At 38.9% G+C, this 13,998-nt stretch carries 17 protein-coding genes; 15 read left to right on the forward strand and 2 right to left on the reverse strand.

Annotated elements, in window-relative coordinates:
• The first annotated feature begins 39 nt into the window (after window positions 1-39).
• From AAEZ18_RS04875 to AAEZ18_RS04945, 15 genes are all read left to right on the forward strand, one after another.
• Entirely contained in the window at window positions 40-312 is a 273-nt protein-coding gene (locus AAEZ18_RS04875; RefSeq protein WP_011330073.1) for a hypothetical protein, read from the forward strand.
• Between the two features lie 219 nt (window positions 313-531).
• Window positions 532-1,110: an LON peptidase substrate-binding domain-containing protein gene (locus AAEZ18_RS04880; protein WP_011330074.1), complete on the forward strand. Its 579-nt coding sequence runs from the start codon at window positions 532-534 to the stop codon at window positions 1,108-1,110.
• 69 nt (window positions 1,111-1,179) lie between these two features.
• On the forward strand, window positions 1,180-1,803 hold the full coding sequence (locus AAEZ18_RS04885) for a sigma-70 family RNA polymerase sigma factor (protein WP_011330075.1): 624 nt from the start codon (window positions 1,180-1,182) through the stop codon (window positions 1,801-1,803).
• Complete coding sequence (locus AAEZ18_RS04890) at window positions 1,796-2,470, forward strand: ChrR family anti-sigma-E factor (protein ID WP_011330076.1); 675 nt, start codon at window positions 1,796-1,798, stop codon at window positions 2,468-2,470. The genes AAEZ18_RS04885 and AAEZ18_RS04890 overlap by 8 nt, the downstream gene beginning before the upstream one ends.
• A 24-nt stretch (window positions 2,471-2,494) precedes the next feature.
• Window positions 2,495-3,448 carry a YbgA family protein gene (locus AAEZ18_RS04895; protein WP_011330077.1) on the forward strand — a complete coding sequence of 318 codons (954 nt, stop codon included), beginning with the start codon at window positions 2,495-2,497 and terminating at the stop codon, window positions 3,446-3,448.
• The gene (gene phrB, locus AAEZ18_RS04900; protein ID WP_350594007.1) at window positions 3,448-4,854 is read left to right on the forward strand and encodes a deoxyribodipyrimidine photo-lyase; all 1,407 of its coding nucleotides are present in this window, start codon (window positions 3,448-3,450) and stop codon (window positions 4,852-4,854) included. Before AAEZ18_RS04895 ends, phrB begins: the two co-directional genes overlap by 1 nt.
• Before the next feature lies 1 nt (window position 4,855).
• Window positions 4,856-5,284, forward strand: coding sequence for a nuclear transport factor 2 family protein (locus AAEZ18_RS04905; RefSeq protein WP_011330079.1), 429 nt, complete (start codon window positions 4,856-4,858; stop codon window positions 5,282-5,284).
• 2 nt (window positions 5,285-5,286) lie between these two features.
• A complete protein-coding gene (locus tag AAEZ18_RS04910) occupies window positions 5,287-5,997 on the forward strand; it encodes an SDR family NAD(P)-dependent oxidoreductase (protein WP_350594005.1) in 711 nt (236 codons plus the stop codon).
• Window positions 5,994-7,250 (forward strand): NAD(P)/FAD-dependent oxidoreductase, encoded by a 1,257-nt coding sequence (locus AAEZ18_RS04915; RefSeq protein ID WP_011330081.1) that lies wholly within the window; start codon window positions 5,994-5,996, stop codon window positions 7,248-7,250. The genes AAEZ18_RS04910 and AAEZ18_RS04915 overlap by 4 nt, the downstream gene beginning before the upstream one ends.
• The gene (locus AAEZ18_RS04920; RefSeq protein WP_350594002.1) at window positions 7,243-7,980 is read left to right on the forward strand and encodes a DUF1365 domain-containing protein; all 738 of its coding nucleotides are present in this window, start codon (window positions 7,243-7,245) and stop codon (window positions 7,978-7,980) included. The genes AAEZ18_RS04915 and AAEZ18_RS04920 overlap by 8 nt, the downstream gene beginning before the upstream one ends.
• A 44-nt stretch (window positions 7,981-8,024) precedes the next feature.
• On the forward strand, window positions 8,025-9,287 hold the full coding sequence (locus tag AAEZ18_RS04925) for a class I SAM-dependent methyltransferase (RefSeq protein WP_350594000.1): 1,263 nt from the start codon (window positions 8,025-8,027) through the stop codon (window positions 9,285-9,287).
• Window positions 9,265-9,765 (forward strand): DUF2878 domain-containing protein, encoded by a 501-nt coding sequence (locus tag AAEZ18_RS04930; protein ID WP_011330084.1) that lies wholly within the window; start codon window positions 9,265-9,267, stop codon window positions 9,763-9,765. The genes AAEZ18_RS04925 and AAEZ18_RS04930 overlap by 23 nt, the downstream gene beginning before the upstream one ends.
• Before the next feature lie 53 nt (window positions 9,766-9,818).
• Entirely contained in the window at window positions 9,819-10,310 is a 492-nt protein-coding gene (locus AAEZ18_RS04935) for a chalcone isomerase family protein (protein WP_041454935.1), read from the forward strand.
• Between the two features lies 1 nt (window position 10,311).
• A complete protein-coding gene (locus AAEZ18_RS04940) occupies window positions 10,312-10,851 on the forward strand; it encodes a DUF3833 domain-containing protein (RefSeq protein ID WP_182678660.1) in 540 nt (179 codons plus the stop codon).
• A 209-nt stretch (window positions 10,852-11,060) separates the two neighbouring features.
• A complete protein-coding gene (locus tag AAEZ18_RS04945) occupies window positions 11,061-11,336 on the forward strand; it encodes an HU family DNA-binding protein (protein ID WP_008166804.1) in 276 nt (91 codons plus the stop codon).
• A 152-nt stretch (window positions 11,337-11,488) separates the two neighbouring features.
• On the opposite strand, the gene ilvN is transcribed toward AAEZ18_RS04945, so the two are convergent.
• Together ilvN and AAEZ18_RS04955 are read right to left on the reverse strand one after the other, a co-directional pair.
• Window positions 11,489-11,989, reverse strand: a complete 501-nt coding sequence (ilvN, locus tag AAEZ18_RS04950; RefSeq protein ID WP_011330087.1) for an acetolactate synthase small subunit — start codon at window positions 11,987-11,989, stop codon at window positions 11,489-11,491.
• Entirely contained in the window at window positions 11,989-13,713 is a 1,725-nt protein-coding gene (locus AAEZ18_RS04955; protein ID WP_011330088.1) for an acetolactate synthase 3 large subunit, read from the reverse strand. Before AAEZ18_RS04955 ends, ilvN begins: the two co-directional genes overlap by 1 nt.
• Between the last annotated feature and the right edge of the window lie 285 nt (window positions 13,714-13,998).

Consider the following 13,998-nt stretch of genomic DNA (forward strand, 5'->3'; position numbering starts at 1 on the left):
TAATTGAGTCGAAACAATACACAAACAAGGAAATCCATTATGAAACATTCAATTAAAATCGCTATGGCAAGTTTATTAGTATTAGGTTCGTTGCAAGCAAACGCAACCGAAGTTGACCTTGATGTAACTGATATGCTCACACAAACAATTACCAGCTATATATCGCAAACCACCATAGAGCTTGAAAACTCAATAAAAGACACGCTTACTTTTAATACCGAAACTATGCTTAATAGCTGGTTAAGTGAGCCATTAATTACCGATATTCAAGCTGAAATTAAAACCGAAAATACCGTTAAACCAGTGCAATAATATACGTCAATTATAAGGAATAACCCTATGAGCAGTGAATTTGGATTATTTGCTTTAATGCTGGCGCCGGTTGTAAGTATGATCAGCGCTTATTATTCGGTGCAATTACTTAAAAGTATGGGAGCGTGGTTTAATATTTAACATTGGTTTAATAAAAGCTGATCGACTTAGTTAAAGCGCACGTAAATGAAGGCAGAATGTTTTAAACAAGTAGACTTTATGAAACGTGCGATTTTTCCATTACCCTTATTTATCCTCCCTGACGGTTATACGCGTTTACGCATATTTGAACCTCGCTATTTAAATATGGTTAAAAGCGCATTAAAAGAAAACATTGGATTTGTGCTTTGTAGTTTTGAGCACGACACGCCATTTAATATCAGCGCCCAAGGTTGCCTAATGAACATTATTGACTTTGATCAAGATGATAATGGCATGCTACTTATAGATGTATGTGCTACTCAAAGTGTGCAAATAAACGATGTGTTTCAAGACGAGCAAGAACTGCGCTACGGTTTAATGTCGAACTGTAATACGCCTTATTGGTACACAGAGGCAAACAATAATATTGGCGAGCATAAACGCCTACAAGATACGCTGCGTGAAGTGTTCACTAATAACCCAGAGCTTAGTTCGTTATATAAACAAACCTATTTTGACAAGCTTACTTGGGTTGCTGCTCGATGGCTTGAGCTGTTACCTATATCTATTGAGAAAAAACAGCAACTTGCGTTTGAAACTAACTTTGATAACTTACTAAGTTTCCTCCATACTGTGATTAATAACGAATTTGCCTAATTTAATTTGATCCTTATTTAATTATTGCCCGTATTTACATGTACTAAAGCAATAACGGGATAAATTACTATGGTAAGTCAACAACAATCATTACGTTGTGAACCTAATACAGGTAAGTACACTGCCATGCCAGAAACGCCAAGTAAGGAATTGATGCAAGCATTAATTGATGTTGCACAAAGCCGCGATAAAAAAGCATTTGCTTATTTATTTGAATATTTTTCGCCAAAAATTAAACGTTTTGGTATCAAGCAATTTGGTATTGAAGCTCAAGCAATGGAGTTAGTGCAAGAAACACTAACATCGGTTTGGCGTAAAGCACATTTGTACAATAGTGACAAAGGGGCTGCGACTACTTGGGTTTACACGGTAATGCGAAATGCTTCGTTTGATATGCTGCGCAAAATGAAAAGCAATAAAGAAGAAAACATCAGCGAAGATATTTGGCCGTTATTGAACGAATCGCAAAATACGCATCACGAATACACAGATCATTTAGAAGATAAACAAATTAAACGCTACCTTGAAAAGCTACCAGTAGCTCAGCGGGAAGTAGTAAGAGGTGTTTATTTTCAAGATATGTCGCAAGAACAACTTGCACAACAACTTAATATTCCAGTAGGCACGGTAAAATCACGGTTACGTTTAGCCTTGCAAAAATTACGTAATGAAATGGGAGATCAGCATGATTAAACATCACCCGAGTGATACTTTACTGACACAATATTGCAGTGCATCACTTAGCGCATCGTTAAGTTTAGCTGTGTCTATACACGTAGATATGTGCCCAGTATGCCAAGAAAAAGTAACAAAGCTTGAAGCTGATAATGCAGCTGAAGTGTTTAACGATGCATTACCTTCAGAGGCTAAGGATGATACTAGTGGTTATTTTGAGCAAGAAAGCTCAAGCTTATTTGATTTAATAACCAGCGATACCAGTATTGATGAAGTATACGAAGTTGAACCAATTGCTGTTGAAATAAACCAGCAAAACTATCAACTGCCGCGTGCTTTAACACGTATTTCGCACAGCAAATTTACTCAAGTTGGCAAACTAGCCCGCTCGCGCGTTGCCCTAGATGATGGCCCATTACGTACCAGCTTATTGCACATTGCTGCGGGTGGAGAAATACCAGAGCATACTCATACCGGATTTGAGATTACTTTGTTACTAAACGGCGAGTTTAGCGACGAAGAGGGTAGCTACGTACCGGGTGATTTTATTTGGCAAGATGGCAGCCATCTGCACACACCGGTAACAAAAGAAGGCTGTTTATGCTTTACAGTAGTCAGTAGTGCGCTACATTTTAATAAAGGGCTGAGTAAGTTACTTAACCCAATTGGTAATTTAATTTACTAATATAAACAGTTTATTAGGGATATTATGCAAGCTGATACAATTAAAATAGGCATTAGTGCATGCCTAGCAGGCGAAAAAGTGCGTTTTGACACAGGCCATAAACGCTCAAACTTTTGTATGGATGAGTTTGCAAAGCATGTTGAATATACGCGCTTTTGCCCAGAGGTGGCGGTGGGTTTACCTATTCCAAGGCCAACTATTCGCCAAGTACGAGTAGGCGATACAATAAAAGTGTGTCGCCCTGATGGTTCTGGCGACGTTGGACCACAACTTACTGCTTACGGTATTAAAGTAGCTACCGAACAAGCGAAAGAGTTAAGCGGCTTTGTGTTTTGTGCTAAAAGCCCAAGCTGTGGCATGGAGCGCATTAAAATATACAACGAAGCGGGTACTGGTAACACATCAGAAGGTGTTGGTTTTTTTGCAGAGCAAATAATGAAGCACAATCCATTATTACCGTGCGAAGAAAATGGCCGTTTAAACGACATGCACTTGCGTGAAAACTTTGTAATGCGAGTGTATACGTTTAAAAATTGGCAAAAATTAATACAGCAGCCACTGAACGTTCATCGCTTAACCCAGTTTCATGCGCAATATAAATACTTGTTAATGGCGCATAATTACCAAGCTTACCGCGATCTAGGTCATTTGTTAGGCACGTTTTTAGGTGATGACGTAACCGAGCTTGCTGATAAGTACATTTTAGGTTTGATGAATGGACTTAAAAAGCCAGCCTCACGCAAAAATAATTGTAATACCTTAATGCATTTACAGGGCTACTTTAAAAAAGATTTATCGTCAGTCGAAAAACAAGAAATGCGAGAAGCAATTGATGAATACAGCGATGGTTTAGTGCCTCTTTACGTGCCACTTACTTTGCTAAAGCATCATTTAAAAGTGCACCCAAACGAGTATCTTGAAAAACAAGTATTTTTTAATCCTTATCCTAATGAATTAAAACTACGCTACGGTATTTAATGAACACATTATTTTGGTTTAGGCGCGATTTGCGCCTTTTTTCTAATGAGGCGCTAATTCAAGCGCTTAATAATGGCGCTAACCACGCTATTTTTTTTATCTGCGAAAAACAATGGCAGCAGCATCAAGCAGCGCCAATACAAATTGACTTACTTAAACGTCGCATTACTTACCTGCACCAGCAACTTGCTGAGCACGGCATTACCTTACACATTATTGACGCACCATACTTTACTGATTGCGAAACTCAATTCATTGATTTTTGTAAGGCTAATAATGTTAAGCATGTAATTGCCAATACCGAGTATGAACTAAACGAAGTAAACCGCGATAAAGCCATTTTAGCAAAGTGCGATGAGCTTTCTATTACGTTTACCTTGTACGAAGGCGATTTAATTGCCCCGGTAGGCAGCGTTAAAAACCAAAGCAATGAAATGTACAAAGTATTTACGCCATTTAAACGTGCTTGGTTAAAGCAGTACATTGAGGTGCATTTTTCTTTGCCGCAGTGGCCTGTAGAGCACGTTAGCGGCGGTGCGCAGTTAAGCAAAAACGAAACAAATTTACTCAAAGGCGATAGCAGCTCTGAAAAATGGCCCGTTGATGATAAAACATTGGCCACTGTGGTCGATAACTTTATTTGCGATAAACTAACAAGTTACGACGATCACCGTGATATTCCCAGTATTAAAGGCACCTCAGGCCTTAGCCCTTATTTAGCGCTAGGTATTATTAGTACTAAGCAATTATTAATAAATATACAGCAGCGCTACCCCGATATCTTAAGCACTTCAAAAAGCAAAACCTTTACTTGGGTTAATGAGCTTATTTGGCGTGAATTTTATCGGCATTTAATTGCGCAATTTCCAAAGCTTTCGCGTGGCGATAATTTTAACGAAAAGTATAACGCGGTAGTTTGGCGTAGCAGCAATGACGAATTTAAAGCATGGTGCGAAGGCCGCACAGGTTACCCGCTTGTTGACGCTGCGATGAGGCAACTCTTGCAAACCGGGTGGATGCATAACCGTTTACGCATGGTGGTTGCTAGCTTTTTAACTAAACACCTACTTATAGATTGGCGCAAAGGCGAGCGTTTTTTTATGCAACATCTTATAGATGGCGATTTGGCCTCTAATAATGGTGGTTGGCAGTGGGCGGCCAGTACCGGGTGTGATGCACAGCCTTACTTTAGAGTTTTTAATCCTATAAGACAAAGTGAACGCTTTGATCCAAACGGCGAATTTATTCGTAAATACATACCAGAGCTTGAAAACGTGCCAGATAAACACATTCACTTTCCACATAGCTATTTAGCCTCATTGGGGCAAAGTGATTCGTGTTATTGGCCAGCAATTGTTGATCATAAAGCGGCGCGAGAGCGTGCCCTAGCAGCATTTAAGGTATGATATGGATAACCAGTTACCAGTAGATAAGTTTGTAGATATATATCAAAAACTTAATAATAGTAACCTTGATTTATTAAGTGAAATTTACTGCGACGATATACAATTTACCGACCCAATGCACAACATTAATGGCATTGTTGAGCTGCGCAAATACTTTGCTAATTTGTATAGCAATGTTACGCATTGCCAGTTTGATATAACTGATTCCTTCAGTGTTGCCAATAACGCCTTTGTGTATTGGAGTATGCATTATGTGCATCCTAAATTAGCCTCAGGAAACACCATTACTGTGCAGGGGCACAGTAAGCTTACATTTAACGGTGACAAAATAATTGAGCACCGCGACTATTTTAACGTAGGCGAGCTACTGTATAAGCATATTCCTTTATTAGGCCGTATTATTAAGCTTATAGATAAAAGGGCGGGCTAATTATGATCACACTTATTACCGGTGCTACCTCAGGTATTGGCGAACAATTAGCAATAAAATATGCCGAGCAAGGCGATACTGTTATTGCTTGCGGTCGTAACAGCGAAAAGTTAGCTGAGCTTGCTAAGCATAACAATATTCAAACCTGCCAATTTGATGCTACAAACTTACAACAAATAAAGTCGGCTACCATTGGCTTTACTCATTTTGATCGGGTCATACTCAATGCTGGTAACTGCGAATACGTTGACGATGCACGAAATTTTGACAGCGCCTTATTTGAGCGGGTCATTAGCGTTAATTTACTGGCTATGGGGTATTGCTTAGAAGCTTTATTACCTAAAATAAATAGTGGTGGCCAGCTGGTGTTAGTCAGCTCAAGTGTAACCTATTTAGCACTACCGCGCTCAGAGGCGTATGGCGCTTCTAAAGCGGGTGTAAGCTACTTGGCTAAAAGCTTAGCAATTGATTTAAATGACGTTGATGTAACCTTAGTGCATCCTGGTTTTGTTAAAACCCCTCTAACTAATAAAAATGACTTTCCTATGCCTATGGCCGTTACAGCGCAAAAAGCGGCAGACTATATGATAAAAGGCATACACAAGCGTCGTAAAGAAGTGCATTTTCCGTATCGTTTTACACTAATATTAAAAGCACTGCGCATATTACCATTGCCGCTGTGGCTCAAAATTGCAAAAGGACTAGCGCGTTGAAAAAAATAGCTATAATTGGCACTGGCGTTTCAGGTTTAACCTGTGGGCATTTATTGCATAAGCACTATGATGTAACGCTATTTGAAAAAAACAATTACATTGGTGGCCACACGGCTACGGTTGATGTGCAAGTTGATGGTATTGAACACGCGATTGATACTGGTTTTATTGTATTTAATAACAGAACCTACCCTTATTTTGAAAAGTTATTAGCGCGTATTGGCGTTGATAAGCAAGAAACAGAAATGAGTTTTAGTGTGCATAACGATGCCACAGGTTTTGAATACAACGGCCATACCTTTACGAGTTTATTTGCACAGCGTCGTAATATTTTTAGACCAAAGTTTTGGCGTTTACTGTACGACATAGTTAGGTTTAATAAATTATGTAAAACAATACACGAGCAAGGCAGCTATAAAGCCGATCACTCATTAGGTGAGCTACTAAGTGAGCATAATTTTAACGACTTTTTTAAATATCATTATATTTTACCTATGGGCGCTGCTATTTGGTCTACCAGCATTAAAGAAATGCAAAATGTAGGCGTTGAATTTTTTGTTAAATTCTTTTTTAATCATGGCTTATTAGATGTAGTAAACAGGCCGCAATGGTATGTAATACCCGGTGGTTCTCGTCAATATATTAACCCGCTAATTAGAGGCTTTGCCGACAAAATTAAACTCAATACAGATATTAAATCAGTAACTAGAGCTGCCGATAAAGTAACCATTGTGTTTGCTAATGGTGAGCAAAGCGAGTTTGATAAAGTGATATTTGCTTGTCATTCAAATCAGGCGTTAGCGTTATTGGGCGATGCCAGCGAGCAAGAAAAGTCAGTGTTGGGCGCTATTCCTTATACCGAAAATTCAGTGGTGCTTCATACCGATACTAATTTATTACCCGACAGAAAAGCAGCCTGGGCTAGTTGGAATTATTTACTCAATAATAATACCGATAAAGCGGCTGTTGTTACGTATCAAATGAATATACTTCAAGGGTTACAGTCAGATACGCAGTTTTGTGTAACATTGAACCATCTACAAGGAATAGAAAAGAGTAAGATATTACGTGAATTTACTTACCATCACCCAGTATTTAACCAAGAATCGATAGCCGCGCAGCAACAAAAGCACAGCATTGACGGGAAAAATAATAGCTATTTTTGTGGTGCGTATTGGTATAACGGTTTTCACGAAGATGGGGTGCATAGTGGCGTAGACGTTGCCAAACAGCTTGGGGTTGAATTTGACTAGCGCTGTATATTTAGGCGATGTAAAACATCGCCGTTTTGCGGTTAAAAGCCATAGCTTTAGTTACCCTTTGTACATGATGTGGGTTGATTTAAATAACCCACAGCAATTAAACGGTGTCCATAGCCAATTGGGCAGTTCAGGTTTTAAAACTCTTAAATTTAACCAAGCAGACTATCTAAATAAAGACCCGCAATTAAATACCTTTTCGTTAGTAGAGCGCGCGCGCAAACACCTTGCAAAGCTAGGTGTTAAACAAACCTTTAGCCATGTTTATATGCTGGGGCAATTACGCTGTTTAGGTATTTACTTTAGCCCAGTAAATTTTTATTTTTTTGGCCATAACGATACAAAATTTAGTTACATGATCGCAGAGGTTAGCAACACACCTTGGAATGAACGCCACTATTATTTAGTTCCGTTAGAAAAAAAAGTGAACTTTAAGAAAACCTTTTCCGTATCACCTTTTATGGACTTGGACATGAACTACCACTGGCATATTCGACAAACGCAGGATAAAGCATTAATACAGATTAAAAATATACGCGACGAGCAGGTATTATTCGACGCTACACTAAGGTTAAAACGCCACGAATTAACTGAGCAACAAGTAAGTAGGTTGCTTAAACGTTTTCCGGCGATGACTTGGTCAATTTTTAAGGGTATTTATTATCAAGCATTAAAGTTGTTTATTAAAAGAGTGCCTTTTTTAGGCCACTCAGGTAAGCCATAAAGCAAGTTGTTATGTTGTTTAAGAGTAATAATATAGGTGATTTTATGGAAAAAGCGACGCATTTACGTTGTCAAAATAATCGAAGCTGGCTTACTAATTTATATAAAAAAATAGTATTTAAAGCCTTTTCATCGATTCAAACAGGGCAAATAACGTTAGTTGATAATAACGAACGCAGTACTTTTGGCGATTTATCGTCAGCTGCAAAAGTAACGATTACTGTTAATAATAAAGCAATGTACAAAGCATTTTGTTTGTCGGGTAGTGTGGGCGCAGGCGAGTCTTATATTTTAGGACAATGGTCTTGCGATAACTTAACTCAGCTGATCGAAATATTTGCAATTAATCAAAATCAATTAGATGCTTTTGAAAAAAAGTTTTCTTTTTTCAGTAATATTGTCAATCGCTTAAATCACTTAAAAAACAAAAACTCAGAATCGGGTTCGAAAAAAAATATTATTGCTCATTATGATTTAGGGAATGATTTATACGAATCGTTTTTAAGCAAAGAAATGCTCTATTCGTGTGCAGTCTATCCCGAAAAAGAAGCAACCTTAGAGCAAGCTCAACAATATAAGTTACATCGAATTTGTGAACAAGTTGAACTACAAAAAGGCGACTCGGTAATAGAGATAGGCACCGGATGGGGGGCATTCGCAATTTATGCAGCTACTCATTACGACTGCTATGTTACTACCACGACTATATCTGATGAGCAGCACGACTATGTTGAACAAAAAGTGAAGCAACTTGGGCTTGAACATAAAATAACTTTGCTTAAATTAGACTACCGTTCACTTAAAGGGCAATACGATAAACTGGTTTCAATTGAGATGATTGAAGCGGTAGGGCACGATTACCTACCAAGCTTTTTTACTCAATGTAGTGCGTTATTAAAAGATGATGGCGCTATGCTTATTCAGGCGATTACTATTGGCGATCAGCGTTATAAACATTATTTAAAAAATTCAGATTTTATTCAGCAATATATTTTTCCTGGTGGTTGTTTGCCATCGTTAAATGAAATGAGTGAACAAATTAAAAATAATACCGATATGGTTATTCATACCGTAAACGATATTGGTGCCCATTATGCACGTACACTTGCCGATTGGCGTACGCGCTTTATACAAAGCTGGCCAGACTTAGACAGCTCTAAATTTGATGAGCGCTTTTATCGTTTGTGGTTATTTTACTTTGCTTACTGCGAAGGTGCATTTAGAGCACGTGCAACTAGTACCGTGCATTTAATGGCGCGTAAACCACGTTTTATCAGTACTGATGATGAAATTGCACTCGGTTATTAATTTTGTGTTATTTCAAGCAGTGTGGTTTTTATCCTTACTGCTTGAATCAAGCTCTGTTGTGTTTAGTAGCGCTATTATTGCGTTGATGTTTTATTTATCAAAACAAAAGAAGCACGACGCATTACTGGTTTTAGTGGCTTTGCCCTTGGCTTTATTGAGCGAGTTTATTGCCGTTAAAAGTGGCTTATTAGAGTTTAAAGTATCCCCATTTCCTGTTTGGCTTGCCTTATTGTGGTTTGCATTACTGCTTAGCATAAACACCTCAATGCGCTTTTTAATCTCACTAAAACTTTGGCAAGTATTTATTATTTGCCTTGTGTTTTCCCCTGCAAGTTACTGGGCCGGCGCGCGCTTTGAAGTGCTAAATTTAGGCCTGCCACTATTGGAGTTTTGGCTGGTATACGGTGCTCTTTGGGCTGCTGTATTTACTTTAATTATTTTAGCTAATTTAAAACTTAAATTACTTATTACTCGCTGATCCTCGCCCTTGCCGCTCCCGTATGATTATTCACTTACCTGAAGGGATTTACCATGAACGCTATATTTAAAGTACTGTGTATTTGTTTACTCACAACGAGTTGTGTTGCTGTGGCACAAATTAGCTTAACGAAGGTAGGGGATGCGCGGATGGAGTATTTATTTTGGGATGTATACGACGCTACATTATTTACTACAACAGGAGAGTATAAGCTAGGCGATAATCCGATTAAATTTAAGCTGACTTATTTGCGTGACTTTGCTGCTAAAGACATAGTAAAAGCGACCAACGAGCAGTGGCAACATTTAGGTAAAAAACAGCTAACAACGCAATATAGCGATAAATTATTAGCGATGTGGCCAAATATAAAAAAAGGCGAGTCGTTAACGCTCGTAACAGACAAGCAAGGGCTTAGTGTTTTTTACCATAATGATAAACACATTGGTGAAATTAATGAGCCTGGCTTTGCCGCTGACTTTTTGGCGATTTGGCTGAGCGAAAATACCTCTGAGCCCGCACTTCGAAAGCAATTATTAGGAAATTAATATGACGATTTTAAATTATGCAAAAGTAACCTTTGCCGCTATATGTGCGCTGTTATTGGTAAGTTGCTCTGCCCCCAATGTCGAACATTACAATAACACCTCTCCAGAATTTGACTTTAAAACGTTTTTTAGCGGAAATTTAAAAGCCTATGGCGTTGTACAAGACTATAAAGGTGAATTAACCCGCAAGCTCGTGGTTGACATGCATGCAAGCTGGGAGGGCAACCAAGGCGTTATAGAAGAAGATTTTATTTATGATGATGGTGAAACTCAAAAACGTATTTGGAAAGTAACACTCAATGATGACAAGAGTTTAACCGGCACTGCAGATGATGTTTTAGGCACAGCTAAAGGGAAAAGTGATGGCAGTGTATTTCATTGGAATTACGCTGTTGAACTGCCGTACGATGGCAGCACTTTAACGGTAAACTTTGATGATTGGATGTACTTGGTAACACAAACTCGCTTGATAAACCGTACGTCTATTGTTAAGTTTGGTATCGAAGTTGGGGAAGTTACCTTGGTTATCGAAAAAATATAGCTTATGACTTTGTGGCTTAACTTGCGTTAAAATTGCACTTAAATTAAGTCTTTGTTAACTCAACACGCTGTATTTTACCGATAATTATTTTAATTTTACGCATTTTATAAGATTTTAAGCAAAAAATGCAATTTGCTGTTGCTAACTCTTCAAAAATGCATAAAGATAGGTTTTGCGAAGGCAAAATAATAACGAATAGGAATCAAATAATGAATAAAGCTCAATTAGTTGAAAAAATTGCTACTGATGCAGAAATCTCTAAAGCCGCTGCTACACGCGCTCTTGACGCGTTTACTGGCGCTGTAACTTCTTCTTTAAAAGAAGGTGATTCAGTAGCGTTAGTTGGTTTTGGTACTTTTTCGGTTAAAGAACGTGCAGCACGTACTGGCCGTAACCCACAAACGGGTGCTGAGATCCAAATCGCAGCGGCAACTATCCCAAGCTTTAAAGCAGGTAAAGGTCTTAAAGATCAAGTAAACCTTTAATTGTAGGTTTATCTAATTAAATGAAAAGAGGGCCTTTTAGCCCTTTTTTTTATGCCTAAAATATTTGCCAACCTTGATAACATTATAATTACATTTAATAATTGTAATAAAGTTAATCCACCTTTATTAAGGTGGATTAACTTTTTAGTTATTTATTTGGCTTTTAGGGCTTTATCGCCACGGCCAATGCCAACTGCACCAGAGCGCACTACCTCAATAATGTCGGTTTCGTGGCGTAGCGTATCTAAAAATGATTCAATTTTATCTGTGCTACTCACTAACTGTAGGCTATAACTTAGCCGGCCCATATCTAAAATAGTCCCTTGGAATACATCTGCTACGCGGGTAACCGCTGCGCGTGTTGTTTCGTCTTGGGCAAATACTTTAACCAATAATAGTTCACGCTCAATATGACTCATTTCGGTTAAATCAATAATTTTTAGTACATCAACAAGCTTGTTTACCTGTTTGGTAATTTGCTCTACTACACGGTCATCACCCATAGTGGTAATAGTAATGCGCGATAAAGACTGATCATCCGTTGTGCCAACCGTTAGGCTGTCGATGTTATAAGCACGCTGCGAAAATAATCCTACAATACGCGACAGTGCTCCTGGTTCGTTTTCTAATAATATAGATAAAATACGACGCATTATGCTTTTACTCCTTTACGTAGCCACATCTCATCAATGCCACCAAACTTAATTTGCATTGGGTATACATGTTCTTTTTCGTCTACAAGAATGTCTAAAAATACTAAACGATCGTTAATCGACATGGCTTTGTCGATAGCCGGTTGTAACTCATCTAGGGTGTTTACTTTAATACCTACATGGCCGTAGCTTTCTACTAATTTAACAAAATCAGGCAAAGACTCCATGTAAGATGATGAATGACGCCCGCCATACACCATATCTTGCCATTGGCGTACCATGCCTAAAGAGCGGTTATTTAATGAAACGACTTTTACCGCTAAGTTATATTGTAAACACGTAGCTAGCTCTTGAATATTCATTTGAATAGAGCCGTCGCCAGTAATACATACCGATTCTTTATCCGGAAAAGCAAGTTTTACACCCATGGCAGCAGGTAAGCCAAAGCCCATAGTGCCAAGGCCGCCTGAGTTGATCCACTGACGCGGATGTTTAAACGGGTAATACTGGGCTGCAAACATTTGATGTTGGCCAACATCGGAGCTTACATAAGCGTCGCCATTGGTGGCTTTATAAACCGCTTCAATTACGGCTTGCGGTTTAATTGCATCGCCATCGGTGTTATAGCTTAAGCACTTTTGTTCGCGCCAGCTGATAATTTGACGCCACCAATCTTCTTGGGCGCTGCGATCAATTTGAATAGGGCTCTTATCAATACCAGCTTGTAGCTGCTCTAGTACGGTTGCAAGACAGCCAACTACCGGAATGTGAGCTTTAATTGTTTTAGAAATAGACGTTGGATCAACATCTACATGCACTATAGTGGCGTTGGGACAAAATTTTTGCACATTATTGGTGACCCGATCATCAAAACGCGCCCCTAATGCTAATATTACATCGGCATTAGCCATGGCTTTATTGGCTTCAAGGGTGCCATGCATACCTAGCATGCCTACAAAGTTTGGATGCACGCCTGAAATGCCACCTAGCCCCATAAGGGTATTGGTAATTGGCGCATTTAGTGACTCTACCAAGTGAGTTAATTGCTCAGAAGTGTTTGAAATTACAATTCCGCCGCCAGAGTACACTACCAGTTTTTTTGCTTCTAGTATGGCGGTAACGGCTTTGCGTATTTGTTTTGAGTGGCCTTTAGTGTTTGGGTTGTAAGTTCTTAAATCGGTAGATTTAGGAAATTCATAATCAAACTTTATCTCAGGGTTTAGCATGTCTTTTGGCAGCTCTACTACCACTGGGCCTGGGCGGCCTGTGCTGGCAATATAAAAAGCTTTAGCTAAAATAGTTGGGATATCTTTTGCGCTTCTGCAGTTAAAGCTGTGCTTTACTATAGGGCGCGAGCAACCAACGATATCAGTTTCTTGAAAAGCATCATCACCAATCAAGTTGGTAGGTACTTGCCCCGATAGCACGACCATTGGAATGGAGTCCATATAGGCTGTAGCAATGCCGGTAATACAGTTTGTAGCACCAGGGCCTGATGTTGCCAGTACTACGCCTACATCGCCAGTAGCACGCGCATAACCATCGGCCATATGTGTGGCGGCTTGCTCATGACGAACTAAAATATGTTCAATGTCGTCTTGCTGGAAAAGCGCATCGTATAAATCTAATACTGACCCCCCGGGGTAGCCAAATATGTATTTAACCTTTAATTCTTTTAATGCCTGAACAACTAGTTCAGAACCATTATATTGTTGTTTGCTCATCCTCATTCCTCTGCCGTTATTTTTATGCATAAAAAAACCCCCGCATGGGGCGGGGGTTTTTAAAAAGCAGTATCACCTTTCAATACATCCCCGCTGGGCTTATAACTAAGACCAGTACGAGTACGACTAATAGGCGAATTGTAGTATTCATAATTAATTACTCTATTACAAAGCGTTAATACTGCTTTAAACTAAAATTGTGTATGTGGTTATTTTTAAGGGTTTTGAGGGAGTATGTCAACCGCGAAATGGCTTTTTTGCATTGTTTTTTCTCATCATGCTATT

The sequence above is a fragment of the Pseudoalteromonas sp. 19-MNA-CIBAN-0066 genome, assembly GCF_040308705.1.
Taxonomy (GTDB): Bacteria; Pseudomonadota; Gammaproteobacteria; order Enterobacterales; family Alteromonadaceae; genus Pseudoalteromonas; species Pseudoalteromonas nigrifaciens.

What these genes read in the sequence shown, in the direction of transcription:
- ilvN (WP_011330087.1), bottom strand. Translation starts at nt 11,989, where the DNA reads ATGCGTCGTATTTTATCTATATTATTAGAAAACGAACCAGGAGCACTG.
- AAEZ18_RS04935 (WP_041454935.1), top strand. Translation starts at nt 9,819, where the DNA reads ATGAACGCTATATTTAAAGTACTGTGTATTTGTTTACTCACAACGAGT.
- AAEZ18_RS04905 (WP_011330079.1), top strand. Translation starts at nt 4,856, where the DNA reads ATGGATAACCAGTTACCAGTAGATAAGTTTGTAGATATATATCAAAAA.
- AAEZ18_RS04895 (WP_011330077.1), top strand. Translation starts at nt 2,495, where the DNA reads ATGCAAGCTGATACAATTAAAATAGGCATTAGTGCATGCCTAGCAGGC.
- AAEZ18_RS04875 (WP_011330073.1), top strand. Translation starts at nt 40, where the DNA reads ATGAAACATTCAATTAAAATCGCTATGGCAAGTTTATTAGTATTAGGT.
- AAEZ18_RS04880 (WP_011330074.1), top strand. Translation starts at nt 532, where the DNA reads ATGAAACGTGCGATTTTTCCATTACCCTTATTTATCCTCCCTGACGGT.
- AAEZ18_RS04940 (WP_182678660.1), top strand. Translation starts at nt 10,312, where the DNA reads ATGACGATTTTAAATTATGCAAAAGTAACCTTTGCCGCTATATGTGCG.
- AAEZ18_RS04910 (WP_350594005.1), top strand. Translation starts at nt 5,287, where the DNA reads ATGATCACACTTATTACCGGTGCTACCTCAGGTATTGGCGAACAATTA.
- AAEZ18_RS04925 (WP_350594000.1), top strand. Translation starts at nt 8,025, where the DNA reads ATGGAAAAAGCGACGCATTTACGTTGTCAAAATAATCGAAGCTGGCTT.
- AAEZ18_RS04945 (WP_008166804.1), top strand. Translation starts at nt 11,061, where the DNA reads ATGAATAAAGCTCAATTAGTTGAAAAAATTGCTACTGATGCAGAAATC.
- AAEZ18_RS04890 (WP_011330076.1), top strand. Translation starts at nt 1,796, where the DNA reads ATGATTAAACATCACCCGAGTGATACTTTACTGACACAATATTGCAGT.
- AAEZ18_RS04955 (WP_011330088.1), bottom strand. Translation starts at nt 13,713, where the DNA reads ATGAGCAAACAACAATATAATGGTTCTGAACTAGTTGTTCAGGCATTA.
- phrB (WP_350594007.1), top strand. Translation starts at nt 3,448, where the DNA reads ATGAACACATTATTTTGGTTTAGGCGCGATTTGCGCCTTTTTTCTAAT.
- AAEZ18_RS04885 (WP_011330075.1), top strand. Translation starts at nt 1,180, where the DNA reads ATGGTAAGTCAACAACAATCATTACGTTGTGAACCTAATACAGGTAAG.
- AAEZ18_RS04930 (WP_011330084.1), top strand. Translation starts at nt 9,265, where the DNA reads ATGAAATTGCACTCGGTTATTAATTTTGTGTTATTTCAAGCAGTGTGG.